The following is a 22,786-nucleotide window of genomic DNA, read 5'->3' as shown; positions in this document are numbered from 1 at the left end:
GTCATGGTCCCCCGCCGACGCCCACTGAACACCGTTTCCTCCGGTCTCGTCGCCGGGGCGCTCGCCTTGGCACTCATCGCCCTCGCACCCTGGCCGCGGTCGCTGCGGGACCACTCGTCCGGGGATCCCGCACTCGCGGTGGCCGCCCGGGAGGCGCTCGGCACAGAAGGGCGCGACCGACTGGCCGTCGCGTACCTGCCGCCGGGAGGCTCCCCGGCCGGCGGGCTCCGCTCCGCCGGTTTCGGCGCGGACGCCCGCTCCGTGTTCGAGGTCGGGTCCGTCTCCAAGGCCTTCACCGGGATGCTGTTCGCGGACGCGATCGAGCGTGGTGAGATCACCGCGGACACGACGCTCGGGGACGTGTTCGGACAGCGAGCGGGGGAGTCGGCGGCGGTGACGCTCGAGCAACTGGCCACCCACTCCTCGGGCCTGCCCCGCCTGGCGCGGGGGACGGTGGCCCAGGAGATCGAGTCGTTCACTCGCAACCTCGTCCGGCTCGATCCCTACGTGCTCGACCGGGAGCAACTGCTCGCCGTGGCCGCGCGGACGACGCCGGACACCGCACGGGAACCGACCTACTCGAACTTCGGCTTCGCGCTGCTCGGCCAGGCCCTCGTCGAGGTGACGGGGACCGACTATCCGACGCTCGTGGCCGAGCGGATCGTGGAGCCGCTCGGCCTGCAGGACACCTACGTTCCGCCGGATGCGTCCGGGGTGCGCGAGGGCGATGTCCGGGGACGTGGGGCGAACGGGCTGCCGACGGCGGCCTGGACCCTCGACGCGCAGGCGCCGGCCGGTGCGGTCCGGTCGAGCGTGCAGGATCTCGCGACGCTCGGCCGCGCGGTGCAGGACGGTTCCGCCCCGGGAGCCGACTCCGCACGGCCGCGGGCCGACCTCGACGCCGAGTCCAGGATCGGATGGGCCTGGATCACGCAGGAGATGCCCGGCATCGGGGCGGTCACCTGGCACAACGGTGGGACCGGTGGTTTCTCGTCGATCCTCGGATTCACGCCGGACGGTGCTGTCGTCGCCGTACTGGCGAACACCCAGGATTCGGTGGACGCAGGGTTGGAGTTGCTCGCGCCCGGGTCGGTGGGGGCAGGTGAGGGATCGTGATGGAACTGTTCCGTGCGCTCGTCGGGATCTTCGTCCTCGTGGCCGGGACCCTGCCCACCTTCCGTCGGATGCTGGCGATGCGACGGTATCTCGGTGTGGGTGGTGCAGAGGCTCCGGCCCACCCCGTCTCGCGGGTGTCCGGAGGGATCGCCCTGCTCTCCGGCCTCTCCTGCTTCCTCTTCGTCCTCGCCGTGTTCGCCCTCCCGGTGTGGGGACTCCTCGTCTGGTTCCTCGCCGCGGCCCTGCTCGTGTGGTCCACCTGGGCGTTCGTCGGCATGGCACCCCGACTTCCCTGGTTCACCGCGGGTCGACGGCGTGCGGAGGTCCGGGGAGGCGTGTCCGAGCTCGTCTTCGTCCTCGTCGCGCTGGCGGCCTTCGGGCTCGTGACCGTCGTGGAATGACGCCCGGATCAGCCCGTGGGCTCCGCCGCCCGCGTGTACAGGTGGGCGACACAGGCGGCGAGCGCCAGGGCCAGGTCCTCGAAGGTGAGGTCCGTACTCGGCCCGCCCGTTCCCGAGACGCCCTCACCCGGATCCGTCTCCGCTCCCACGCCCGCCACTCCCCGGGAGCGCACCGCGGGGACGTGGACGAACCCGCCGGGCACCGGCAGCGAGGGCACCCGATAGGCGAGGTGGTTGCAGAGGAACCGTCCCGCGTCCGCCGAGGATGCGGCCGGCAGCCCCGCCTCCCGGATCGCCGCGACCAGTCCGTCGACGTCGAGGTCGGAGTGCCGTTCGGCCGGGCCACCGTCCTCGATCGCCGTCCCGCGCGGCTGGTTCCCGGCGTTGTCGGGGATCCGGAAATCGTCCTCGTTCACCCCACGAACTTCCGGGGTGATCGCCACCCGGGCGCCCGCCTCGCCGACCGCGAGGACGAGGTCCGGGTCGTGGGCCGCGACGGCCGACTGCAGCACGGACCATGCGTCGAGCGACACCGGCAGGGTGACCCCCACGAGTTCCAGGTCCCCGGCGGCGAGCGCGCGTCCGGCCGCAGCGGACACCTCGCCCACCAGGGACGGGGCCCGGTCGAGCAGGAGACGGACGGATTCGGCGGAGGCGTTCTCGGGATCCCCACCGAAGGGTTCGAAGGAACTGAGGAGGATGCGCATGGGCTGCATGCTAGATCAGCGTCCATGGGCGATGATGGATCCATGTGTGATTGCGAAGCCTCCTGCACCCGCGCCACGCCACCCACGACCACGTCGTCCGCACCCACCGCGTCCACGCCCCTCACCCGGCGCTCGACCTTCCGGACGGCCGGAGCTCTCGGGGGGACGGCGGCCGTGACCGGTCTGCTGGCGGCGTGCGCCTCGGACGAGGCCCACCGCGAGGACGGATCCACGGCTGAAGGCGGCGGCACCGGGGGTGCGGCCGCGGCGGGCATCACCGTCCCCGTCGCCGACGTCCCCGTCGGGTCCGGCGTGATCGTCGAGGAGGTCGTCGTCACCCAGCCGACCGAGGGCGAGTTCCACGCCTTCTCCGCGGTCTGCACCCACCAGGGATGTCTGGTGAATCAGGTGACCGAGACGCAGATCGTCTGTCCCTGCCACGGCAGCCAGTTCTCGACGACGGACGGCAGCGTCATCGCCGGCGCCGCGGAGTCCGCCCTCCCGGCGGCCACCGTCGAGGAGTCCGAGGGGACCCTCACGGTCACGCCCGCGTCCTGAGACCGCCCCCCGGGGTCGCCCCCGAGGCGCCCTCAGTCCTCCCTGGACCTGTCCTCCGCGGACCCGTCCCGGTCCGCCGCCTCGGGCCCGCTCTCGAGCACCTCCTCGGCGCCGCGGACGTCCCACAGGAGTGCCGGTTCGATCCGGGTCCCCGCCCGGATGACGGACAGCGTGCCGTTGGACTCCAGCACCACGCACTGCGCCTGGTCGAAGGAGGCACACCCGGCGCTGCGCAGGGCGACGACGATGTCCTCGCGGGTCACATGGGTGGGCCACACGTACTCCTCGAGGATCTCGCCGTGGGCCAGCACGACCGTCGGTGGGGAGTCGATGATCCGCACGGTGTCGACGTTACGGCGCAGGAGGGCGAAGAGCGCGGCGGTCGCCATGAGCGTCGCGAGCCCGATGACACCGGCGGCAAGCGAAGGCGGGTGGCCGATGACCACACGCCCGGCGACGGCACCGAACATGATGACCATGACGATGTCGAAGCCGGCGAGCCCGGTGAGGATCCGGGACCCGAACAGGCGCACGAGCAGCAGGAACGCGAAGTAGATCCCGACCGCGGAGACGACGACGAGCGGGATCCGCCACAGCTCGATCCCGAGGACCTCTCCTGCGAGGTCCAGGTATTCCGCCCAGGTCACGAGTCCCGCCCACCTCCGGTGGGCACGTGTGCGGTGACCAGCTCCCGCACCCGCGCCTCGACGGTGCCGTCGAGGACGGGCCCCGCGAGGTCCCGGATCACCGGCCAGGACCGTTCCATCCGCGCCCGCCCGTAGGCGTGCCGGGGGTCGTCGGCCGGGGTGGTGAGCGTCCGCGCCGTCCACTGGCAGGCGTTGAGGCACAGGCGGGTGAGGGCCGCCAGTGGCACGAGCGCGTACTCGTCGACGGTGAGAGCCGCCGCCGAGGCGCCCCGACCTCCCTGCACTCCTCGTCCTCCCAGCGCTTCCGTCCGGTAGGCGCCGATCGCGCTGAGCAGACCGCCGACCGGGGAATCGGTACCGAGCGTCGCGTAGGCCGCCGCGACCCCGAGTTCCGCGACCCGCGGTGCCCACCGGGCGTCACCGAAGTCGATGATCCCGCTGAGTCGCCCGTCGGCGACGAGAAGGTTGAAGTCGTTGAGGTCCTGATGGACCACCTGGTGCGGAAGGTCGGCCAGGCGGGGGCGGACCTCGGCCTGGAACCGCTCGGCGATCCGGCGGGCGAGCGCCAGGTCCGCCGAGGTGCGCGCCCCGAACTCCGCCGGCACCGCCCCGGCCGCCTCCAGGGAGGCGATCCGGTCGCAGGCAAAGAGGACGTTCGCGCCCGTCGGCTCGAAGGCCCAGGGGTGGAGGACGGGTTCCGGTTCGGACGGGTGGTCGGCGAGTGCGGACACCGTCCGGGCGGCCACCCGTCCGAACAGCGCCTCGTGCCCGCCGTCGACCTCCCGGTCCCGGACCACCGAGCCCGGGAGGAAGCCCTGGAGGCGGCACATGGCGGTCGGGGTTCCGGAAGGGGAGGTGGTGTCGGAAAGAGAAGGCGCCTCGCCGGCGGGGAGTTCGGGGGCCGGGGTGGACCCGATGGGGACGAGGGCGAGGAAACCGGTGTCCCCGGTGGGCGTCGTGGCGGGGATCTGGTCGGCGACGGGCAGGCCGGTGGAGCGGGCGCGCTCCTGGACGCCGCAGACCCAGTCGTAGTGGGCGGGCGAGACCGCGGGCGAGGGGTACTCCGCCTTGAGCACGAGGGCGCGGCCCGCGGCGTCGGTGACGCGGACGTTGACGGCGACCTCGCCGGCCAGGAAGCCGCCGACGGTCACCTCGGTGCCGAAGGCGTCCCGGCAGATCGCCCGGATCTCCTCGTCGGTGAGGGTGTGCAGTCGACGTGTCATGTCGCAACTCTATGACCCGGGGGCGCCCGGTGGGCAGCGGGTAGCCTGCGGGCATGACGCCGGTGCACATGGCCAATGGTTTCGACCCCGAGTCCTCCCCCGAGCTGGATGCCGACGCGAGCGCGCTGCTGGAGCGGCGCTCGGGGGTGATGTCGACCAGTTACCGCCTGTTCTACGACCGGCCCGTCGACGTCGTGCGGGCCTCCGGGTGCCTGCTGTACGACGCGGCCGGGCGGGACTTCCTCGACATGTACAACAACGTGCCGGGTATCGGGCACTCGCACCCGCGGGTGACGGAATACGTGAGTGCGCAGGTGGGGCTGCTCAACACGCACACCCGGTACCTCACCGAGGCGGTCGTCGACTACTCCGAACGGCTGCTCGCCACCTTCCCGGCCCCCCTGTCACGGATCACCTATGCCTGCACCGGGTCCGAGGCGGTCGACCTGGCGGTCCGTACCGCGCGGTTCGCGACCGGTCGGCGGGGTGTGGTCGTCACGTCGAACGCCTACCACGGGACCACCGATCTCACGGCGGGGATGTCGCCCTCGCTCGGGCCGAACGCCGTGCTGGGGCCGGACGTCGTCACCGTCGCCGCACCCCATGCCTTCCGGGACGACCCGGCGACGGCCGCCGCGGAGTTCGCCGGGCGGATCCGGGAGGCGGCAGCCGGGTTGGAGGCGTCCGGGGCGGGGTTGGCGGCGGTCGTCGTCGACTCGATCCTGTCCTCGGACGGGGTGCAGCCGGGACCGGTCGGCATGCTCGCCGAGGCGGCGGACGTGACCCGGGAGCTCGGGGGCCTGTGGATCGCCGACGAGGTGCAGCCGGGCTTCGGGCGGACCGGGCGGATGTGGGGGTTCGAGCGGCACGGGGAGGCTGCCGGTACGCGCACGCCGTTCGTGCCGGACATCGTGGCGCTCGGCAAACCGATGGGCAACGGGATGCCGATCTCCGCGGTGGTGACGAGCCCGGAGGTCGGCGACGAGTTCGGCCGCAGTGTCCGCTACTTCAACACCTTCGGGGGCAACCCGGTGACGATCGCCGCGGCCCGCGCAGTCCTCGAGACGGTGCAGGACGACGGCCTGGCCGCGCACGCCGCCCGCAGCGGTGATGCACTGGCCGGCGGGATCCGGGAGCTCGCCGGGCGGTATCCGGCCCTGGCGCAGGTCCGGCACGCAGGGTTGTTCGTCGGTGTCGAGGTCGTGGGGACCGGCCGCGTCGAGGACGGTGAGGGTACGGGTGTGCCCGACGCGGCGGGCGCCTCGGCGATCGTGCGGGGACTGCGGGAGAGGCGAGTGCTGGTGTCGGCCTCGGGAGCAGAGGCGAACGTCCTGAAGATCCGGCCCCCGCTCGTGTTCGGGAGCGCGGAGAACACCCGCTTCCAGGAGGCGCTCGCGGTCACGCTGGCGGAGGTGTATCCGGGTCAGCGGTAGTTCTGGCGCCGGTGCACCGGCGGTGCCAACCGGGACCGGCAGTACCGGGCGATGGTCTCGGCGCTCGTGGGGCGCCTCGGGAGCGGGACGCCGCTGACGGCGGACGAACCGGACGCGGCACGGGCGTGTGCGTGAGCTGCCCGATCCACCCTGTGGTCGGTCCTCCCCTGTCCTGTTCGCGACATGGTGCTGGATCTGGACGCGTGGGCCGAGCAATTGGTCGAGACGATGAAGCCGGTGATCCACGCCGCGATCCTCGATCTGACCGGTGATCGGACCAGTGAGGACATCGTCAATATCGGCGTGTACACCGACGCCGACGCGGTGTCCGTGATCGCGGCCGCGCACACCCGCGCGAACCTCGAGAGCCTCACGGAGGAGGACCCGGAGAACGCCGAGTACTACCGGTGGACGCCCGGCGAGTGGGACCTGAACACGGTCGACCACGTCACGGCCGGGGGTGCGGACGCCTTCGCCGCCGTCTCCGCCGAGTTGGACGCGATAAGCGACCGCGTGGTGGACGGCCCGGATCAACACCGACGACGCTGCCGCCGTCCACGCCGCGTGGCTCGAGGCCGAATCGGACGATTGATCCGGCGGGACTACGAGGTTGATGTCGTTCGACTGGGCTCTTGTCTCGTCATCGTGCAGGACTACGAGACTCATGTCCTGCGGAACGACATATCCCTCGCAGAGTCGCGGATCTCACCTCCGGGGCCGGCGCAGCGTCCAGCTGCGGACCGGGGAGGGCACCCGCCACCGCAGGCGCAGGGACAACAGCCGGAAGCCGACGACGAACACACCGATGACGAGGGCCGACCAGATGTTCCACAGATCGAGTCGGACGGCGAGCGCCGTGAGCCCGGCACCGGTGAGGGCCGGCACGAGGTAGAGGTCGGCGGCGTTGAAGACGCTGGGCGCCTCGTTCGCGACGACGTCCCGCAGGATCCCGCCGCCGGCCGCGGTGAGGACCCCCATGAGGAGGGCCGCCGGCACCGGCAGGTCCGCCTCGAGGGCGATGACGGTGCCGGTCATGCAGAACAGCGCGAGGCCGATCGCGTCGCAGGTGACGAGCGTACGCCGCACCTGGGCGACCCGCGTGCCGATGAAGTACACGGCGATCGCCGCGAGCACCGGCACGGCCATGTAGATCGGATTCACGAGCGAGACGGGCACCCGGCCTGTGAGGACGTCGCGCACCATGCCGCCGCCCAGGCCCGCCAGGAACCCGAGGAGCACGGACCCCGTGAGGTCGTAACCCTTGCGGATCGCCAGGATGTTGCCCGACAGCGCGAACACGAACACGCCGAACAGGTCGAGGACGAGGATGACCATGTCGGCCAGTGGGCTGCTCCCCGGGATCTCCATACCCCCAGCCTACGGAATCGCCGCCGAGGCGCCCCGACCGGACCTTTACCCGCACCCTCTCCGGACCCCACCGACGCGCCCGACGGAGCGGAAGGGACACGGAACGGACCTTTGTGGTGTGGGATCCGACACGACCCGGGGACTACCGTGGTACCGGTCGGCCCCGCACCCCGACCCCGCACCACCACCCCACACCTGCGTCTTCCCCCGCACCGGAAAGGTCCGCCCTCACATGTACTCGCAGTCGTCCAAGCTCACGAACGTCCTCTACGACATCCGGGGACCGGTGCTCGAGGCGGCGGAGCGCATGGAGGCGGAGGGCCACCGGATCCTCAAGCTCAACATCGGCAACCCGGCACCCTTCGGATTCGAGGCACCCGACTCGATCCTCGTCGACATGATCAAGCACCTGCCGGAGGCCCAGGGCTACTCGGACTCCCGGGGCATCCCGTCGGCCCGCCGCGCCGTCGTCCAGTACTACGAGACGCAGGGCATCATGAACCTCGACGCCGACGACGTCTACCTGGGCAACGGCGTCTCCGAGCTCATCACGCTCGCGCTCCAGGCCCTGTGCAATCCCGGCGACGAGATCCTGGTCCCCAGCCCCGACTACCCGCTGTGGACCGCCTCGGTCGCGCTGGCCGGCGGCAGCCCCGTCCACTACATGTGTGACGAGGCCGACGGCTGGGCCCCGGACCTCGACGACATCCGGGCGAAGATCACCCCGTCCACCCGCGGCATCGTCGTCATCAACCCGAACAACCCGACCGGAGCCGTCTACACCCCTGCCCAGCTCGCGGCGATCAAGGAGCTGGCCGCCGAGCACGGACTCATCATTTTCGCCGACGAGATCTACGAGAAGATCACCTACCACGGCACCGAGATGACGAACATGGCGACCGTCACCGGCGAGGACGTCCTGTGCCTCACCTTCTCCGGACTGTCGAAGGCCTACCGGATCGCCGGCTACCGCTCGGGCTGGTTGGCGATCACCGGCCCGACGATCGAGGCGTCGAGCTACATCGAGGGCATCAAACTGCTGGCCAACATGCGGATGTGCGCCAACGTCCCCGCCCAGCACGCCATCCAAGCCGCACTCGGCGGGTACCAGTCGATCGACGACCTCATCCTCCCGGAGGGTCGTCTGGGCGCGCAGATGGACCTGTCACACCGCAAGCTCAACGAGATCCCCGGCGTCACCTGCGAGAAGGCCGAGGGCGCGCTCTACCTGTTCCCCAAGCTCGACGTCGAGAGGTTCGGCATCGTCGACGACGAACTCTTCGCCCTCGACCTGTTGCGCGAGCAGAAGATCCTCGTCTCCCACGGCACGGCCTTCAACTGGGTCCACCCCGACCACTTCCGCCTCGTCACCCTGCCGAGCGTCGAGGTGCTCGACGAGAGCCTCGACCGCCTGGGCGTGTTCCTCTCCGGCTACGAGCAGAAGGCGCCACGCAACGAGAAGCAGGTCATCATCCACGGCTGACCCCAACGCCGCCCCACCCCCGGCACCCCACCGCTGACGACAGGGCGCCTCGGCGCCTCGTCAGCGGACCCCGGCGGCGTAGCCGTCACGTTGGGGGTCGGCGCCCCCGGCGAAGGTCCCGTCGAAGCGGGTGATCGCGTGGACGCCGGCGAAGGCATAGGTGAGTGGTGAGGGCCGGACGGTGTAGCCGAGGTCCGTCAGGGCGCGGCGGGTGCGGCCCGGCACCGCGTTCGACACGTCGATCGTGTTGTTCGTCGCCACGACGCGCGGCGCCATGACCGCCTCCTGCGCGGTCATCCCGAAGTCGAGGACGTTCGACAGACCCTGTGCGATCGCCGGGGTGATCCAGGCGGCGCCCGGTGCGCCGATCGAGACGACCGGTTCACCCGCGTGGAACACGATCGTCGGCGTCATCGTCGTGTTCCGGCGGGCTCCCGGGACGATCGAATTGGTCCGACCCGGCCGCGGGTCGAAGGGCTGCATCGCGCCGTTGAGCATGAACCCGGTCCCCGGAGCGATGAACCCGGACGGCGTCCCCAGGGTGTGACTCATCGAGACCGTGAACCCGGAGTCGTCCATGACGTTGAGATGTGTCGTGTCCTTCGACTCGAAGCTCAGGTCCAGACCGGCACGGGAACCTTCGAGATCGAAGCGTTCCCCGTCCCGGATCCGCGCGGCGATCGCGTCGAGGCGGGCGGGCTCCAGCAGGGCCTCGAAGGCCGCACGGTCCGCGTCCGGGGTGGACCACAGCCGCTCCTTGTCGTGGAGCGCGTGCTTCTGCGCCTCGACGAGGATCCGCACGTGCTCCGGGGAGTTGTGGTCGAGCCCTGCGACGTCGAACCGGTCCATGAGGGCCAGGGTCTCCATCGTCTGGACTCCCCCGGCGTTCGGAGGCGGGACGGAGACCTCCAGTCCGCGATAGGAGCCGGTGATCGGGGCGGGTTCGAGCAGTTCGTAGGCCGCGAGGTCCGCCGCGTCCATGATCCCGCCGGCGTCCCGGACCGCGGTGCCGAGGACACCCGCGAGCTCACCGGTGTAGAAGTCCTCGGCGCCGTGGGCGGCCAGGTGGGCGAGGGTCTCGGCGAGCTCCGGGTTCTCGATCACCTGCCCGACGGCGGGACGGTTGCCGGCCGCGTCGAGATAGATCCGCCGACCGTCGGCACAGACGCCGAGCTTGTCGCCGATGCCCATCCGGAGGGAGCCGGGCGGGGTGGGGTACGCCATCGTCGCGTTGTGCGGCCGCCACATCCACGCCCGGGCGGTCCTGGTCGCCGCCTCGAACAGGTCCGCCCATGGCAGTGACCCGTACGCCTCGTGTGCACGCTGCCAGGCGCGCAGTGCACCGGGGGTCGTGACGGCGGTCGGACCGGTCTCGTTGATCATGCCCTCGACGTAGTGGTTGAACCCGTCCTCGCTCTGTCCCAGGTGGATGGACTCCCACTGGTCGTCGGTCGAGTTCAGGGGGACGGAGCCCAGACCGTCGATGACGTGGCGGCGCCCGTCGGGCCTGGCGATCTGGATGACGGCCATGCCGCCGAGTCCGCACATGAGCGGGTCGACGACACCCTGGACGAGAGCGGCGGCCACCGCCGCGTCGACGGCGTTGCCACCGACGTGGAGCACCTCGGCGCCGGCATCGGTGGCCTCCGGCTGCGGGGTGACGATCATGGCACGGTACGGGGGATTCCGGGGAGTGGGTGCGTGCATGGGCACAACCTATCCCCGGATCACCTCCCCCGCTCCCGAGGCGCCCGGACCTCCCAGCAGGTCCGCGACGAGGGCGAGCGCCACGCGGTCGGCCTCCCGGAGCATCGTCGGGTCGGAGCCCGGCATCGGGCTGATCGCCGCGTCGCCCTGGACGGAGACGAGCGGCAGCCCCACGAGGAACAGGCGGTGGTCCACCCGCGCGTGCGCGTCGATCGCCCGTCCGGTGTCGAGCTCGACGTCCGGCGAGGGCAGGGTGATCGTCCCGTGCCCCGGGACAGGACGCGTGTAGGCCCGCAGCCTGCCGTCCGCCACGAGTCCCTGCCACAGGCTCTCGCCCGGGCGGCGCACGTCCGGGAAGTGCATCCACGCGTCGACGAGCGTCCGCGCCCGGCATACGGGGCGGTCGGCGGGTTCGCTCGCCTCGCCGGTACGGACCACGAAGGACGCCGCCGAGGTGCCTTCCGCCGGCGAGCCGTCCGCGGCCTCCTCGTCGATCTCGACGTCGAGTTCCGGGTGCCCGCCGAGGAGTTCGACGAGCCCGGCATCGATGAGCGCCAGGAGCTCCCGGGTCCGGAAGGCAGGCGGACCGGATCCCGCCATGCCGCCGATACCGCTGATGTCGGCCAGACGACGGGTGGTGCCCGGCAGCCAGCGGGCGCCGCGGCCGGCGAGCGAGCAGGTCCGACGGGCCGCGGAGATCTCCCACAGGCCCGCCCGCCAGGCGCTGTCGGCGCCGAGGTCGACGTGGTGGAGGTCGTCGACGAGGTGGTCGGCCACCCACGCGGTGAACGACCTCTCGTCCCCGGCGTGCCGGGCCTGGGGATCGAGCAGGAAGGTCGGGTCGAAGCGCGCCTCCGGTCGGTCCTCGGTGACACTCGCGAGGGACCGGGCCATGAGGGCCCATTCACGGCCCGCGGCCGTGATCGACCGGTCCTCCACGAGCCGGGTGACCGCGGAATCGATGGCGGCGACACCGGCCTCGACCTCGCCGGTCACGAGCTCGGGGCGAGTGCGGGCCAGCGTGCGGAGGAACGCCTCGGTCGCGTCGGCGAGCACGTGCGGCCAGATCTCGCGGTCGAAGTCGACGTACCGGTGGCCGAGGTCGGTGGTGGGCTCGTCCCCTGCCGCAACACCACTGCCGGAGCGCTCCTCGGCGTCGAGGCGGGCGATCACCGCCTTCGTCCGGGTCAGGACCGGTGCCGGGGGCAGCCCGCCGTAGTCCGACTTGGGCAGGAACGGGTAGCCGCGGCGGGAGCTGACGAGCAGGCGGGGCTCCCGACCGGAGGCGATGTACTTCAGACCCGAACGCGTGGTGGGGTCCGGCTCGAAGACGCCCCCACGGTCGATCGTCACGAGCGCCATCGCGTCGAAGAACCCCATGCCCAGACCCCGGACGATGACGTCCTCACCTGAGGGGACGCGCTCGAAGTCCTGCTCGACCGGGGAAGCCGGGGGGATCCACGTGAGCTCGGGGTGGGCGGCGACGGCGTCGGCGAGCCACTGTTCCTCCGGGGTCGGTGCGGGGTCGACCCACCCGCCGGTGACGACGGTGGCGTCGGTTTCGAGGACCCGACCGTCGGTGAGGGTCACCCTGTCCCGAGAGCGGCGGTCCGGAACGTCCTCGCCGCGCTCGATCGAGCGCACGGCACCGGTGTGGACGACGACCCGGGTGTTCGCCGGCAGGTGGCCCATGTGGACGCGCAGCGCCCAGCGGATGTATTGGCCGTAGAGCGCACGGCTCGGGTGGGACTGCGGCAGCTGGTCGGCCATCTCGCCGAGGAAGCAGCGCAGGTCGTACAGGTCCGGCGGGAACTCGGCGAAGGGTTCCCGGTGGGTGGCGGGGATGGCGGCGAGCGCCTCGGGCCGGGGTGGATGTGCCGGGTCCACGGCGGATTCCAGGACCATCTGCATCCACTCGTACATGTCGGGGCCCTCGCGCAGGGGTGCGGTGATCGTGGCACCCGGCTCGGTGAAAAGGGTGACGGCCGCGGCGAGGGTGTTCATGCACAGGGTGCGGGTCTGGTCGGTGAGCCACACGGCGCCGGCGCCGATCTCGGTCGGTTCGACGAGGTGGAGGGTGAGGTCGGGGAGCGCGCCGCCGTGGTCGCCGCCGTCCGCGTGGTCGGCGGCCCATTTCTCCAGCGCCGCACCCACCCGGTCGACGAGGACCACTCCCCGGGGTCCCGCCCCGACGACGACGAGGGACAGCGAGGACGAGTCGTTCACGGGTGGTGCTCCTGGGTCGAGGGGAAGCCTGCGAGGGTGACGGGGATCCGGTACGCGGACCGTGCGCCCAGACTACTCGTCGGCACAGGCGCCCCCGGGCTACCGTGGTCACATGACGCGCAGCGAGGACGCACCGGAGACCGCGGAGGCGCCCGACACCAGCCCTTCCTCCCCGCCCGGGGAGAAGGAGACCTCCGCCGAGGCGCTCCGGGACGACCGCGACCGCCTGGCCCGGGTACTCCTGCCAACCGGGGCCGAGCCCGACCCCCGCTTCACGCTCGCGAACGAACGCACCTTCCTCGCCTGGATCCGCACGGCCCTGGCCCTCATGGCCGGGGGCATCGCCGTCGAGGCGTTCACCATGGACCTCTTCACCGACCTCATCCGCAAGGGGCTGTCGATCCTCCTCCTGCTCCTCGGGATGGCCCTGGCCGCCGGATCCGCCGTCCGGTGGCTGCGCATCGAGAGGGCCATGCGTCACCGCAAGGCGCTGCCGCTCCCGCTCATCGTCCCGTTCATCAGCATCATCTCAGCGGTGGCGGCCGGCGCACTCGTCGTCGTCATCGGACTGCGGTGAGGGCTCCGTGGTGAGGACGCTGCTATGACCCCGCGTGGCAGGCGCGGCCGCAGCAGACGGACGCCGCGGCCCACGGTGCACGGCGACACCGGGCTGCAACCGGAGCGCACCACGCTGTCGTGGGTCCGGACCGAGCTCGCGCTCCTCGTGACCGCGGCACTCGCGGTCCGATGGATGCACCTGCACGGCGCCAAGACGCTCCTGTTGTTCGAGGTGTGCCTGCTCGCCTCCGCGTTCATCCTCGTCTCGCAGTCGCGGCGGCACTCCCGCTCGGTCTCGGGCATCCTGGGCGAGCGGACGAGCGCGGACCCCACGAGCGTGTTCACCCTCGCCGGTGCGGCCCTGTTCCTCGGTGCCGGTGGGCTCGTGCTCGTCCTCGCCGGCTGAGACCAGCCCCGGCACCCACCGCCCCGATATGTTCGACGACCCCCGATATGTGCCGACGTATCGGGGGTCGTGAACGATATCGGGGCGGAGTGGGCCGGGGTGCCACTCAGCCGGTGGGGTGCCGGGGGTGGGGCGGAATTCGGCGTGGTTCAGCCCAGGGTGACGGGCTTCGAGGTCGTCGTCGTGCGCTCGGCGATCCGCCACTGCCCGTCGACCCGGGTGTACCGGTCGACGTACCGGGCGACGGCCATCCGGGTCGTCCCCTCGCCGTCGACGAGATTCGCATAGGCCAGGCTCTCCCCGGTGGCGGTGTCCCCGTCCACGGTGATCGACACACTGCCGAACAGGTGGGACATCTGGGGGAACGTCTCCCACAGCGCCGCCGCGCTGGCCAGGAACGCCTCGGTGCCCTGCAGCGTCTTCCCGTTGAAGTGCCAGGTGGCGTCGGTGTGCCAGACCGCGGCGAAGCGGTCCGCGTCGCGGGTGTCGACCCCGTGGGCGTACTCGGCCACGAGGTTCTCGATGGCCGCCCGGGCCTGCAGGTCGGCAGTGGTGGACTCGGCGCCGGTGGATTCGGTGGTCATGGGGATCTCCTGGTCCTCGATGGCCCGGTGACCCCGTCGTCACCGGTGCACGTGACCCGAGCCTAGCGGGCGCCTCGGTGGCGTGGGACCGCGCACACGTCCGTCACTGCGGCATGTCGACGAACCGCGACCGGGCGCCCTGGAAGGCCACGGTGATGTCCCCGGTGGGGCCGGCACGGTGCTTGGCGATGATGATGTCCGCCTCACCGGCGTTCGGCGACTCCTTGTCGTACATGTCGTCGCGGTGGATGAGGAGGACCATGTCGGCGTCCTGCTCGATCGAGCCGGACTCACGGAGGTCGGAGACCATGGGGCGCTTGTCGGTGCGCTGCTCGGACGACCGGTTGAGCTGCGAGAGCGCGATGACGGGCACGTCGAGTTCCTTGGCCAACAGCTTGAGCGAGCGGGAGAACTCCGAGACCTCCTGCTGCCGCGACTCGACACGCTTGCCGGAGGTCATGAGCTGCAGGTAGTCGACGACGATGAGCTTGAGATCGTGCTGCTGCTTGAGGCGACGGGCCTTCGCACGGATCTCGGTGAGCGCCATGTTCGGCGAGTCGTCGATGAACATCGGTGCCTCGTTGATCCGGGCCATCGTCGAGGCGAGCGTCGTCCAGTCCTGCGGGCTCAGGTCACCGCGGCGCAGGTTCTGCAGCGGGATCGAGGACTCCGCGGAGAGCAGACGCATGACGAGCTCGTTCTTGCTCATCTCCAGCGAGAACACCGCGGAGGTCTGCTTGTGGCCGATCGCCGCGGAACGGGCGAAGTCGAGCGCGAGGGTCGACTTGCCCATACCGGGACGGGCCGCGATGACGATCATCTGGCCGCCGTGCAGGCCGTTGGTGAGCTCGTCGAACTCGGAGAACCCGGTGGGCACGCCGGCGGTGTCGTCGCCGACCTCGCCGAACCGTTCGATCTCCTCGGCGACCTCCTCGAGGATCTCGCCGATGTGCACGTAGTCCTCGGCCGAGCGCCGCTCGGTGACCGAGTAGATCTCCGCCTGCGCGCGGTTGACGACCTCGTCGGTGTCACCGTCGCCGTCGAAGCCCATCTGGACGATCCGGGTGCCCGCCTCGACGAGCTTCCGCAGGACCGCCGACTCGCGCACGATGTTCGCGTAGTAGGGCGCGTTCGCCGCCGTCGGCACGGACGTGATGAGCGTGTACAGGTAGGGCGCGCCGCCCACTCGCGACAGGTCGCCCTTCTTCTTCAGGTCGTCCGCGAGAGTGACCGCGTCGACGGGTTCACCGCGGGCGTAGAGGTCGAGGATCGCGTCGTAGACGGTCTCGTGGGCGGGCTTGTAGAAGTCCTCGCCCTTGAGGTTCTCGACGACGTCGGCGATCGCGTCCTTGGACATGAGCATGCTTCCCAGCACGCTGATCTCCGCGTCGATGTTCTGCGGGGGTGTCCGCAGGCCGCCTTCTGCACGCTCCCAGTCGTTCGATTCACTCACCCGACAAGTCTACTTTCGATGGACAGCCACCCCGAACCGTCGACTGGGCGCTCCCGAGGCGCCCCCCGCACCCGGTTGCCCACCGACAGTTCACCTGTTCGTCGGCTTCCCGTGGCGTTCCGGGCGGTCCGGGCCCGGGTGTCCCGGGTTACCGTGGAGTGATGACCGTCGACATCCGCCACTGGAAGAAGTTCTCCGACCTCGCCGAGAGGGCCGGGGACATGCTCGACGGGTCCGGTCCCGACGAGGTCCTCTCCTGGGCCGTCGAGACCTTCGGGGACCGCCTGTGCCTCACCTCCTCGATGGCCGATGCGGTGCTCATCGACGTGGCCAGCCGGGTGAAGCCGGGTATCGACGTCGTCTTCCTCGACACCGGGTACCACTTCCCCGAGACCCTGGCCACGCGTCAGGAGGTCGAGGACCGCTATCGGATCGACCTCACGGTCCTGCAGCCCGAACAGTCCGTCCGGGAGCAGGACGCGGAATTCGGAGCCAAGCTGCACGACCGCGATCCGGACTTCTGCTGCTGGAAGCGCAAGGTCGAACCCCTGCAGAAGGGCCTGGAGCCCTACGACGCATGGATGTCCGGCATCCGGCGCGACGAGAGTGCGGCACGCGCCCACACCCGGGTCGTCGAATGGGACGAGAACCGGGGCATGGTGAAGGTGAACCCCCTGGCCAACTGGACACAGGCCGAGGTCGACGCGTACATCGAGGAGCACGACGTCGTCCTCAACCCGCTGCTCGACCAGGGATACCCGTCCATCGGCTGTGCACCGTGCACCCGGAAGGTGAAACCGGGTGAGGACCCCCGCGCGGGCCGCTGGGCCGGGTTCGGCAAGACCGAGTGCGGCCTCCACCTCGACAGCGCCCCGAGCGAAGCCGCGAGCTGAAGCCCGCTACTTCCGGACCTACTCCTGCTGCGCCTTCCAGGCCTCGTGGAGTTCCTTGCGACGTGCGTACTCCCGCTTGCTGCGTTCCCGGGGATCGGTGGCCGCCGGGTACGTGGACGGGCCCATGACGCTCAACAGGACGAGTTCGACCTTGTGACCGATTCGGTAGAGCATCGAGAACGAGTCCTTGCCGCGGGGTTTCTTCATGCCCCCAGTATGCCCGACCTCGGGCCGGGCTGCGTTGTCAGGCCGGGCTGCGCTGTGCGTGCCAGCGTTCGTACAGAGACTTGCGGCGTTCGTACTCGCGCTTGCTCTGCTTGCGCGGGTCGACCGCCGCGGGATAGTTGGACGGACCCGTCACCGTCAGCAGTGCGTACTTGATCCCGTGGGCGATCCGGTAGGGGATCGAGAACGAGTCCTTGCCGCGTGGTCTGTCCATCATGATGGCTCGCCTCCTCACACGTCGAAAGCGTTCCTGGGACCTTCCACGGTACGCCTCGCCATGACTCGATGGAATCCACTCTCACCAGGGGAAACACCGCCTACTTAACATCTGGTCGGACTTCTGCTTGACATCTGGTCGGGTCTCTCCGGGACCTCCGACCTCCCGACAGCAAACCGCCGAGGTGCCCTCCCGCGGGTACGAAAACCCGCGGGAGGGCGCCTCGCGTGCGCACGCCGGGCACCGACGAACCCTCTGCGTCGGGGTTCGGACCAGGGCGCCTCGGCGGCGATCGGACCAGAGGCCCAGAAGAAGCCCAGCTTGTCCTCCGCGTAGGAGACGAGCAGGTTCTTGGTCTGCTGGTAGTGGTCGAGCATCATGAGGTGGGTCTCGCGCCCGATGCCCGAGGACTTGTAGCCACCGAAGGCCGCGTGCGCCGGGTAGGCGTGGTAGTTGTTCACCCACACGCGGCCGGCCTGGATGTCGCGGCCCGCCCGGTAGGCGACGTTGCCGTTGCGGCTCCACACACCGGCGCCGAGGCCGTAGAGGGTGTCGTTGGCGGTCGTCATCGCGTCGGCGTAGTCGCTGAAGGTCGTGACCGCGACGACGGGGCCGAAGATCTCCTCCTGGAAGATCCGCATCGAGTTGTCGCCCTTGAAGATCGTCGGCTGCACGTAGTAGCCGCCGGCCAGGTCACCGGACATCTCGGCCGCGGCACCGCCGGTGAGGACCTGGGCCCCCTCCTGCTTGCCGATGTCCAGGTAGGACATGATCTTCTCGAACTGGTCGTTCGAGGCCTGCGCGCCCACCTGGGTGTCGGTGTCGAGCGGATTGCCCTGGACGATCGCGTTCGTCCGGGCGACCACGCGCTCCAGGAACTCGTCGGCGATCGACTCCTGCACGAGTGCACGCGACGGGCAGGTGCAGACCTCACCCTTGTTGAGCGCGAAGAGCGTGAAGCCCTCCTCCGCCTTGTCCCGGAAGGCGTCGTCCGCGGCCATCACGTCCTCGAAGAAGATGTTGGGGCTCTTGCCGCCGAGCTCGAGCGTGATCGGGATGAGGTTCTCCGAGGCGTACTGCATGATCAGGCGCCCCGTCGTCGTCTCACCGGTGAACGCGATCTTCCGGATCCGCTTGTTCGAGGCCAGCGGCTTGCCCGCCTCCAACCCGAACCCGTTGACGATGTTGAGGACACCGGGCGGCAGCAGGTCGCCGATGAGCTCGACGAGCACGAGGATCGACGAGGGCGTCTGCTCGGCGGGCTTGAGCACGACGGCGTTGCCGGCAGCGAGCGCCGGGGCGAGCTTCCAGACGGCCATGAGGATGGGGAAGTTCCACGGGATGATCTGTCCGACCACGCCGAGCGGCTCGTGGTAGTGGTACGCGACGGTGTCCTCGTCGATCTGCGAGAGACGGCCCTCCTGCGCCCGGATGGCCCCGGCGTAGTACCGGAAGTGGTCGATGGCCAGCGGGATGTCCGCGGCCAGGCACTCCCGGATCGGCTTGCCGTTCTCCCAGCTCTCCACGACGGCGAGCTTCTCGAGATTCTGCTGCATCCGGTCGGCGATCGCATTGAGGATCCCCGCGCGCTCCGCCGGCGAGGTCTTCCCCCAGGCCGGTGCGGCCGCGTGCGCCGCGTCGAGTGCGAGTTCGATGTCCTCCCCGGTCCCGCGGGCCACCTCCGTGAAGGTCTGGCCCGTCACCGGCGTGGGATTGGCGAAGTACTGGCCCTTGACCGGCTTGGTCCACTCGCCACCGATGAAGTTGTCGTACCGGTCGGCATAGGTGTGGAGCGACCCCTCGGTCCCCGGCTGTGCGAATACAGGCATGGTTCCTCCCCGTCGACACCCTTGTCGACGGTGCGTGCTCAGGAACCTGGCCCGCCCACCGTTGCAGTCGCTTTGCAGCCGGTGGGATGCCGGGGCGCGGGCGACGTCGGTCACCACGGCCCCGCCCCTCAGGCCGCGTTCTCCTCCAGTGCCTCGAGGCGCAGGACCACCTCGGCACGGACCGGGGAGTCGCAGGGGGCCGCTCGGAGCACCTCGTGGAGCATCCGCTCGTCCTCGCCGGCCTCCGGCAACTGCGCGAAGGCCCACATCTGCTCCCAGGTGCCGTGGTCGAGCACGACCTCCCGCACGTGCGCGTGGAGCCGGTCCCGCAGACGGACGATCCCGGGCGCCTCGGAGTCGGGCAACACGTGACCGACGTACACGTCGAGGACCGCCGCGACGTCCCCGGCCGCGAGCGCCCGGCGCACCGCGTGGACGTCTCCGTCCAGGTGCCCCTCCAGGCGGTAGGGCCGGGACGCGAGGGCGACGGACGCCCCGTCCTGGCCGCCCGCACCGACGAGCGCCTTCCGCAGCCGCACGAGCTCCGCGCGCACCGTCCCGTCGGCACCGGCCGTGCCGTGCAGGTCCTCGGCGAGTTCCGCGGCGCTCACCCCGCTCGGGTGCTCCTGCAGGAGCACCAGCAACTCCGCGTGCCGGCCGCTGAGCTCCGACCGACCCCCGCCGTGCACGAGCGCCGGGTGCCTGCGCCCCGTCACCGCCAACCACGCCGCCGAGGCGCCCTGATTGGATCCCCGACGCAACCGGTCCGTGGGTGCCCGGTCGTCCGCCGCCGAGGCGCCCTGGGCCGGGTGCCGCCCGTCCTCCCCCGTCCGGTCACCGATCCCACCGACGTGGACGGCACGGGGCCCCGGTCCCGGGACCCGGTCACCGGCCAGGCGACGGAGTTCGTCGTGGACCTCCCGGGCCGTCGACTCCAGCAGCGGGAGGACGAGGGGTGCCACGGCGTCGGTGCCACCGGTGATGTCGATGACCCCGAGGGTGCTCCCCGTGAAGGGGTCCGTCACGGGGACGGCGCTGCAGCTCCAGGGGTGGACCGCCTCGGCGAAGTGTTCGGCCCCGACGACCTGGGTGGAACGCCTGGTGGCGAGCGCGAGCGCCGGCGCGGAGGTGCCCATCGAGGCCTCCGACCAGTCGGCGCCGGGCAGGAACCCCATGGACTCCGCCCGGGAGCGGACGGGGACGGTCCCCTCGACCCACAGCAGGCGGCCGCGGGCGTCACCGAGTGCGACGAGCAGACCCGCGTCGGAGGCCGGTTCGACCAGGCGGGTGCGCAGCAGGGGCAGAACCTGGTGGAAGGCGTGCGAGAGCCGGGCGTCGCGCAGGGAGTCCTCGTCGAGGACGTCCTCGGGGGCCCGGGGCCCGGCCGGGTCCGTGCGCAGACTCTCCAGGCTCCGCCGCCAGGAGGCCCACACGTCGGGGCGGACGGTGAGGGTACGGGTGTCCGTGGGGCGGGGCGTCTCGGCGGCGATGTGCACGTGGGTGTGCAGGTCCGAGCGGGCACGGAGGACGGCGCGCTGGTACTCGTCCGCGCTGGGGACCGGCCACGGGGACGCGTGCGGCATCAGGACTCCACGAGGCGGGACCGGATGAGGAACCGTTTGCCCTCCGGCGCCTCGACCGAGAAGCCGGACCCGCGGCCGTCGACGACGTCGAGCGTGAGGTGGGTGTGCTTCCAGTACTCGAACTGTTCGCGGCTCATCCAGAAGGCGATCTCGCGGTCCGCGGCGGTCTCCCCGGCGGTGCCTTCGGGGTCCTCCGGCAACTCGAAGGTGCCGAGCAGGACGTCGGAGTCCCCGGTCCGGAACTCCCCGGCCGGGTAGCACATGGGCGAGGACCCGTCACAGCACCCACCGGACTGGTGGAACATGAGCGGTCCGTGGAACCGCCGCAGGCCGGTGAGCAGCTCGAGGGCGGGCGCGGTCATCGACACCCGGGGGTAGGTCTCCCCGGGGATCTCCGGCCGAGCGTCGAGGACCGACGCGGGCATGACTGATTCGTCGAGTGTGTTCGTCACGGTCTCCACTCCCTTGTAGCGACGTGCGAATCGGGTCCTCCGACGATAACCGCCCACCGGCACCCCGACAAGGGGCCCGGCGACGTGCACAGGGTTCTCACCCCTCCCGCCGCCGAGGCGCCCTGCCGTCCGGACGACCCTGCCCTCCGGACGACCCTGCCCTCCCGGCTCAGCGGTGGGGTGCCGGGGATCGGGCGGAGTAGAACTCAGGGCGGCGTCGGGCGACGGCATGCATCGGCGGGCTCAGCCTCCCGGGATGACGAGCGTGATCGCGTGGATGACCATGCCGACGAGGGCCCCGACGACGGTGCCGTTGATGCGGATGTACTGGAGGTCGCGGCCGACGTAGAGTTCGATCCGCTCACTCGCCTCCTCGGCGTCCCAGCCGGCGATCGTGTCGGAGATGACCCCGGCGAACTCGTGGCCGAACGACTCGACCAGGTCCCCGGCCACGGTCGCGACCTTCGCATCGAGCATCGCTTGGAACTCGGTGTCCTCGGTGGCCCGCCGGGCGAGTTCGTCGAGCATCGACCGGATCCGGGCGTGCACCTCGCCCTCGGTGTCGAGCACCGCCGAGCGCAGCAGGCGCTCGAGGGAGGCCCACAGGTCGAGGACCGCGTGGACGACCCCTTCCTGCTGGAGGAGTTCGTCGAGCACCTGCTCGGCCCGAGCGTGGATGTCGGTCGACTCGTCGCGCAGGTCCGCGGAGAGTTCGACGAGCCAGGTGTCGAGGGCGACCCGGGCGGGGTGGTCGCGGCGGTTGTGCACCTCGGCGACCCAGGTGAGGACCTCCCGCTGCAGGCGACCGGCGACGGGCGCCCCGAGGAAGCTGGGCATCCAGTCGGGCTTCTTCGACCGGACGAGGTCCTCGATGACCTGCGGGTTCTGGGCCAACCACGTGTACGCCTCGCCGAGGATCAGGTCGACGAGGCGGTGGTGTGCACCCTCGTCGACGATCTCGTGCAGCAGCCTGCCGAGTACGGGCGACTTGCGGGTGTCCACGAGCTTGGGCACGAGGACGTTGCGGGCCAGGCCTTCGACCGTATCGGAGTCGACCCGGGCGAGCACGTACTCCAAGCCCTGTCCGGCCCGCGCGACGAGGGCGTCCTGGTTCTTCTCCCGGGCCAGCCACAGCCCACCCCGCCGGGTGATGCCGGCCCGCAGGATCTTGGGGGCCACGGTGTGTGCCTTGAGGAAGTTGGCGGCGACGAACCCGGACAGGCTGGCGCCCAAGGCGTCCTTCTTGCGCGGGATGATCGCGGTGTGTGGGATCGGGATCCCCAGGGGGTGACGGAACAGTGCGGTGACGGCGAACCAGTCGGCCATCGCGCCGATCATCGCCGCCTCGGCCGCCGCGCCGAGGAACCCCCAGACGCCCGTCATGTCCGTGAGGACGTGGAGGGTGAAGAAGACGAGCGCCGCCAGACCGAGCAGGCCGGTGGCGACCAGGCGCATGCGGCGCAGTCCCCGGGCGCGTTCCGCGTCCCCTGGTCCGGGTGCCGCCGCGGGCCGGGTGGGGGCAGCGGGTGCCGCCGGGGCGGGGGACGCGGGTGGGGTGGCGGGACCGGCCGTCTGCGGCACCACGGAATCACTCATGGTCGCCATTCTGCCAAGGGTTCATGTGCAGAGCCCCGGGGGTTTCACCGGTGAATGCACGCGGCCCCCGACACCGGCGGGCGGTGTCGGGGGTCGGTGAGATCCGGGCGCGGCCGGTGAT

At 71.0% G+C, this 22,786-nt stretch carries 21 protein-coding genes and 2 pseudogenes; 9 read left to right on the top strand and 14 right to left on the bottom strand.

The genetic code is table 11. The annotated features are described in order from the left end of the window. The first annotated feature begins 3 nt into the window (after window positions 1-3). Both AAD496_RS00720 and AAD496_RS00715 read left to right on the top strand, forming a co-directional pair. Window positions 4-1,116 (top strand): serine hydrolase domain-containing protein, encoded by a 1,113-nt coding sequence (locus AAD496_RS00720; protein WP_349826705.1) that lies wholly within the window; start codon window positions 4-6, stop codon window positions 1,114-1,116. Next, entirely contained in the window at window positions 1,116-1,517 is a 402-nt protein-coding gene (locus AAD496_RS00715; protein ID WP_349826704.1) for a hypothetical protein, read from the top strand. The genes AAD496_RS00720 and AAD496_RS00715 overlap by 1 nt, the downstream gene beginning before the upstream one ends. Before the next feature lie 8 nt (window positions 1,518-1,525). Here the strand turns inward: AAD496_RS00715 and AAD496_RS00710 are convergent, their stop codons facing one another. Next, window positions 1,526-2,224, bottom strand: a complete 699-nt coding sequence (locus AAD496_RS00710) for a pyroglutamyl-peptidase I (protein WP_349826703.1) — start codon at window positions 2,222-2,224, stop codon at window positions 1,526-1,528. Window positions 2,225-2,398: 174 nt separating this feature from the next. Between AAD496_RS00710 and AAD496_RS00705 the strand changes: the two genes are divergently transcribed. Continuing rightward, a complete protein-coding gene (locus AAD496_RS00705; protein WP_349826702.1) occupies window positions 2,399-2,782 on the top strand; it encodes a QcrA and Rieske domain-containing protein in 384 nt (127 codons plus the stop codon). A 32-nt stretch (window positions 2,783-2,814) separates the two neighbouring features. Here the strand turns inward: AAD496_RS00705 and AAD496_RS00700 are convergent, their stop codons facing one another. Both AAD496_RS00700 and AAD496_RS00695 read right to left on the bottom strand, forming a co-directional pair. Beyond that, a complete protein-coding gene (locus AAD496_RS00700) occupies window positions 2,815-3,429 on the bottom strand; it encodes a DUF421 domain-containing protein (RefSeq protein WP_349826701.1) in 615 nt (204 codons plus the stop codon). After that, complete coding sequence (locus tag AAD496_RS00695) at window positions 3,426-4,652, bottom strand: phosphotransferase (RefSeq protein ID WP_349826700.1); 1,227 nt, start codon at window positions 4,650-4,652, stop codon at window positions 3,426-3,428. The genes AAD496_RS00700 and AAD496_RS00695 overlap by 4 nt, the downstream gene beginning before the upstream one ends. Window positions 4,653-4,705: 53 nt before the next feature. Between AAD496_RS00695 and AAD496_RS00690 the strand changes: the two genes are divergently transcribed. After that, the gene (locus tag AAD496_RS00690; RefSeq protein WP_349826699.1) at window positions 4,706-6,085 is read left to right on the top strand and encodes an aspartate aminotransferase family protein; all 1,380 of its coding nucleotides are present in this window, start codon (window positions 4,706-4,708) and stop codon (window positions 6,083-6,085) included. A gap of 183 nt (window positions 6,086-6,268) precedes the next feature. Continuing rightward, a pseudogene (locus AAD496_RS00685) lies at window positions 6,269-6,523 on the top strand (DUF4303 domain-containing protein); the annotation flags it as partial. Between the two features lie 267 nt (window positions 6,524-6,790). Here the strand turns inward: AAD496_RS00685 and AAD496_RS00680 are convergent. After that, window positions 6,791-7,453, bottom strand: a complete 663-nt coding sequence (locus tag AAD496_RS00680) for a trimeric intracellular cation channel family protein (RefSeq protein ID WP_349826698.1) — start codon at window positions 7,451-7,453, stop codon at window positions 6,791-6,793. A gap of 232 nt (window positions 7,454-7,685) precedes the next feature. Between AAD496_RS00680 and AAD496_RS00675 the strand changes: the two genes are divergently transcribed. Further along, complete coding sequence (locus tag AAD496_RS00675; protein WP_349826697.1) at window positions 7,686-8,936, top strand: pyridoxal phosphate-dependent aminotransferase; 1,251 nt, start codon at window positions 7,686-7,688, stop codon at window positions 8,934-8,936. Between the two features lie 60 nt (window positions 8,937-8,996). On the opposite strand, the gene AAD496_RS00670 is transcribed toward AAD496_RS00675, so the two are convergent. Next, window positions 8,997-10,643, bottom strand: a complete 1,647-nt coding sequence (locus tag AAD496_RS00670; RefSeq protein WP_349826696.1) for a gamma-glutamyltransferase family protein — start codon at window positions 10,641-10,643, stop codon at window positions 8,997-8,999. Window positions 10,644-10,652: 9 nt separating this feature from the next. Next, on the bottom strand, window positions 10,653-12,869 hold the full coding sequence (locus tag AAD496_RS00665; RefSeq protein WP_349826695.1) for an FAD/NAD(P)-binding protein: 2,217 nt from the start codon (window positions 12,867-12,869) through the stop codon (window positions 10,653-10,655). Window positions 12,870-12,981: 112 nt separating this feature from the next. On the opposite strand from AAD496_RS00665, the gene AAD496_RS00660 reads away from it, so the two are divergent. Both AAD496_RS00660 and AAD496_RS00655 read left to right on the top strand, forming a co-directional pair. Then, window positions 12,982-13,446 carry a YidH family protein gene (locus tag AAD496_RS00660; protein WP_349826694.1) on the top strand — a complete coding sequence of 155 codons (465 nt, stop codon included), beginning with the start codon at window positions 12,982-12,984 and terminating at the stop codon, window positions 13,444-13,446. Between the two features lie 24 nt (window positions 13,447-13,470). Further along, the gene (locus tag AAD496_RS00655) at window positions 13,471-13,833 is read left to right on the top strand and encodes a DUF202 domain-containing protein (RefSeq protein WP_349826693.1); all 363 of its coding nucleotides are present in this window, start codon (window positions 13,471-13,473) and stop codon (window positions 13,831-13,833) included. A 149-nt stretch (window positions 13,834-13,982) separates the two neighbouring features. Here the strand turns inward: AAD496_RS00655 and AAD496_RS00650 are convergent, their stop codons facing one another. Continuing rightward, on the bottom strand, window positions 13,983-14,417 hold the full coding sequence (locus AAD496_RS00650; RefSeq protein WP_349826692.1) for a nuclear transport factor 2 family protein: 435 nt from the start codon (window positions 14,415-14,417) through the stop codon (window positions 13,983-13,985). A 103-nt stretch (window positions 14,418-14,520) separates the two neighbouring features. Then, window positions 14,521-15,870, bottom strand: coding sequence for a replicative DNA helicase (dnaB, locus tag AAD496_RS00645; protein ID WP_349826691.1), 1,350 nt, complete (start codon window positions 15,868-15,870; stop codon window positions 14,521-14,523). 161 nt (window positions 15,871-16,031) lie between these two features. Here dnaB and AAD496_RS00640 point away from each other — a divergent pair, with 161 nt between their 5' ends. Continuing rightward, a complete protein-coding gene (locus AAD496_RS00640; RefSeq protein WP_349826690.1) occupies window positions 16,032-16,763 on the top strand; it encodes a phosphoadenylyl-sulfate reductase in 732 nt (243 codons plus the stop codon). A gap of 18 nt (window positions 16,764-16,781) precedes the next feature. Here the strand turns inward: AAD496_RS00640 and AAD496_RS00635 are convergent, their stop codons facing one another. The 6 genes and pseudogenes from AAD496_RS00635 to AAD496_RS00610 all read right to left on the bottom strand — a co-directional run bounded on the left by AAD496_RS00635 (window position 16,782) and on the right by AAD496_RS00610 (window position 22,665). After that, complete coding sequence (locus AAD496_RS00635; RefSeq protein ID WP_349826689.1) at window positions 16,782-16,970, bottom strand: hypothetical protein; 189 nt, start codon at window positions 16,968-16,970, stop codon at window positions 16,782-16,784. Between the two features lie 37 nt (window positions 16,971-17,007). Continuing rightward, window positions 17,008-17,205, bottom strand: a complete 198-nt coding sequence (locus AAD496_RS00630; protein ID WP_349826688.1) for a hypothetical protein — start codon at window positions 17,203-17,205, stop codon at window positions 17,008-17,010. A 308-nt stretch (window positions 17,206-17,513) separates the two neighbouring features. Then, window positions 17,514-19,034: pseudogene (gene adh, locus AAD496_RS00625) on the bottom strand (aldehyde dehydrogenase); the annotation flags it as partial. Window positions 19,035-19,162: 128 nt separating this feature from the next. Next, window positions 19,163-20,617 carry a transcriptional regulator gene (locus AAD496_RS00620; RefSeq protein WP_349826687.1) on the bottom strand — a complete coding sequence of 485 codons (1,455 nt, stop codon included), beginning with the start codon at window positions 20,615-20,617 and terminating at the stop codon, window positions 19,163-19,165. Continuing rightward, a complete protein-coding gene (locus AAD496_RS00615) occupies window positions 20,617-21,042 on the bottom strand; it encodes a DUF779 domain-containing protein (protein ID WP_349826822.1) in 426 nt (141 codons plus the stop codon). Before AAD496_RS00615 ends, AAD496_RS00620 begins: the two co-directional genes overlap by 1 nt. 270 nt (window positions 21,043-21,312) lie before the next feature. After that, window positions 21,313-22,665 carry a DUF445 domain-containing protein gene (locus AAD496_RS00610; protein WP_349826686.1) on the bottom strand — a complete coding sequence of 451 codons (1,353 nt, stop codon included), beginning with the start codon at window positions 22,663-22,665 and terminating at the stop codon, window positions 21,313-21,315. Window positions 22,666-22,786: the final 121 nt, after the last annotated feature.

It is taken from the genome of Brevibacterium litoralis, assembly GCF_040212315.1.
GTDB classification, from domain to species: domain Bacteria; phylum Actinomycetota; class Actinomycetes; order Actinomycetales; family Brevibacteriaceae; genus Brevibacterium; species Brevibacterium litoralis.
This window is presented reverse-complemented; position numbering and strand designations above follow the sequence as displayed.

Excerpts from the sequence above, each read along its gene's own strand:
- AAD496_RS00720 (WP_349826705.1), top strand. The coding sequence starts at position 4 with ATGGTCCCCCGCCGACGCCCACTGAACACCGTTTCCTCCGGTCTCGTC.
- AAD496_RS00715 (WP_349826704.1), top strand. The coding sequence starts at position 1,116 with ATGGAACTGTTCCGTGCGCTCGTCGGGATCTTCGTCCTCGTGGCCGGG.
- AAD496_RS00710 (WP_349826703.1), bottom strand. The coding sequence starts at position 2,224 with ATGCGCATCCTCCTCAGTTCCTTCGAACCCTTCGGTGGGGATCCCGAG.
- AAD496_RS00695 (WP_349826700.1), bottom strand. The coding sequence starts at position 4,652 with ATGACACGTCGACTGCACACCCTCACCGACGAGGAGATCCGGGCGATC.
- AAD496_RS00690 (WP_349826699.1), top strand. The coding sequence starts at position 4,706 with ATGACGCCGGTGCACATGGCCAATGGTTTCGACCCCGAGTCCTCCCCC.
- AAD496_RS00680 (WP_349826698.1), bottom strand. The coding sequence starts at position 7,453 with ATGGAGATCCCGGGGAGCAGCCCACTGGCCGACATGGTCATCCTCGTC.
- AAD496_RS00675 (WP_349826697.1), top strand. The coding sequence starts at position 7,686 with ATGTACTCGCAGTCGTCCAAGCTCACGAACGTCCTCTACGACATCCGG.
- AAD496_RS00670 (WP_349826696.1), bottom strand. The coding sequence starts at position 10,643 with ATGCACGCACCCACTCCCCGGAATCCCCCGTACCGTGCCATGATCGTC.
- AAD496_RS00660 (WP_349826694.1), top strand. The coding sequence starts at position 12,982 with ATGACGCGCAGCGAGGACGCACCGGAGACCGCGGAGGCGCCCGACACC.
- AAD496_RS00655 (WP_349826693.1), top strand. The coding sequence starts at position 13,471 with ATGACCCCGCGTGGCAGGCGCGGCCGCAGCAGACGGACGCCGCGGCCC.
- AAD496_RS00650 (WP_349826692.1), bottom strand. The coding sequence starts at position 14,417 with ATGACCACCGAATCCACCGGCGCCGAGTCCACCACTGCCGACCTGCAG.
- AAD496_RS00640 (WP_349826690.1), top strand. The coding sequence starts at position 16,032 with ATGACCGTCGACATCCGCCACTGGAAGAAGTTCTCCGACCTCGCCGAG.
- AAD496_RS00635 (WP_349826689.1), bottom strand. The coding sequence starts at position 16,970 with ATGAAGAAACCCCGCGGCAAGGACTCGTTCTCGATGCTCTACCGAATC.
- AAD496_RS00630 (WP_349826688.1), bottom strand. The coding sequence starts at position 17,205 with ATGATGGACAGACCACGCGGCAAGGACTCGTTCTCGATCCCCTACCGG.
- AAD496_RS00620 (WP_349826687.1), bottom strand. The coding sequence starts at position 20,617 with ATGCCGCACGCGTCCCCGTGGCCGGTCCCCAGCGCGGACGAGTACCAG.
- AAD496_RS00615 (WP_349826822.1), bottom strand. The coding sequence starts at position 21,042 with ATGCCCGCGTCGGTCCTCGACGCTCGGCCGGAGATCCCCGGGGAGACC.
- AAD496_RS00610 (WP_349826686.1), bottom strand. The coding sequence starts at position 22,665 with ATGAGTGATTCCGTGGTGCCGCAGACGGCCGGTCCCGCCACCCCACCC.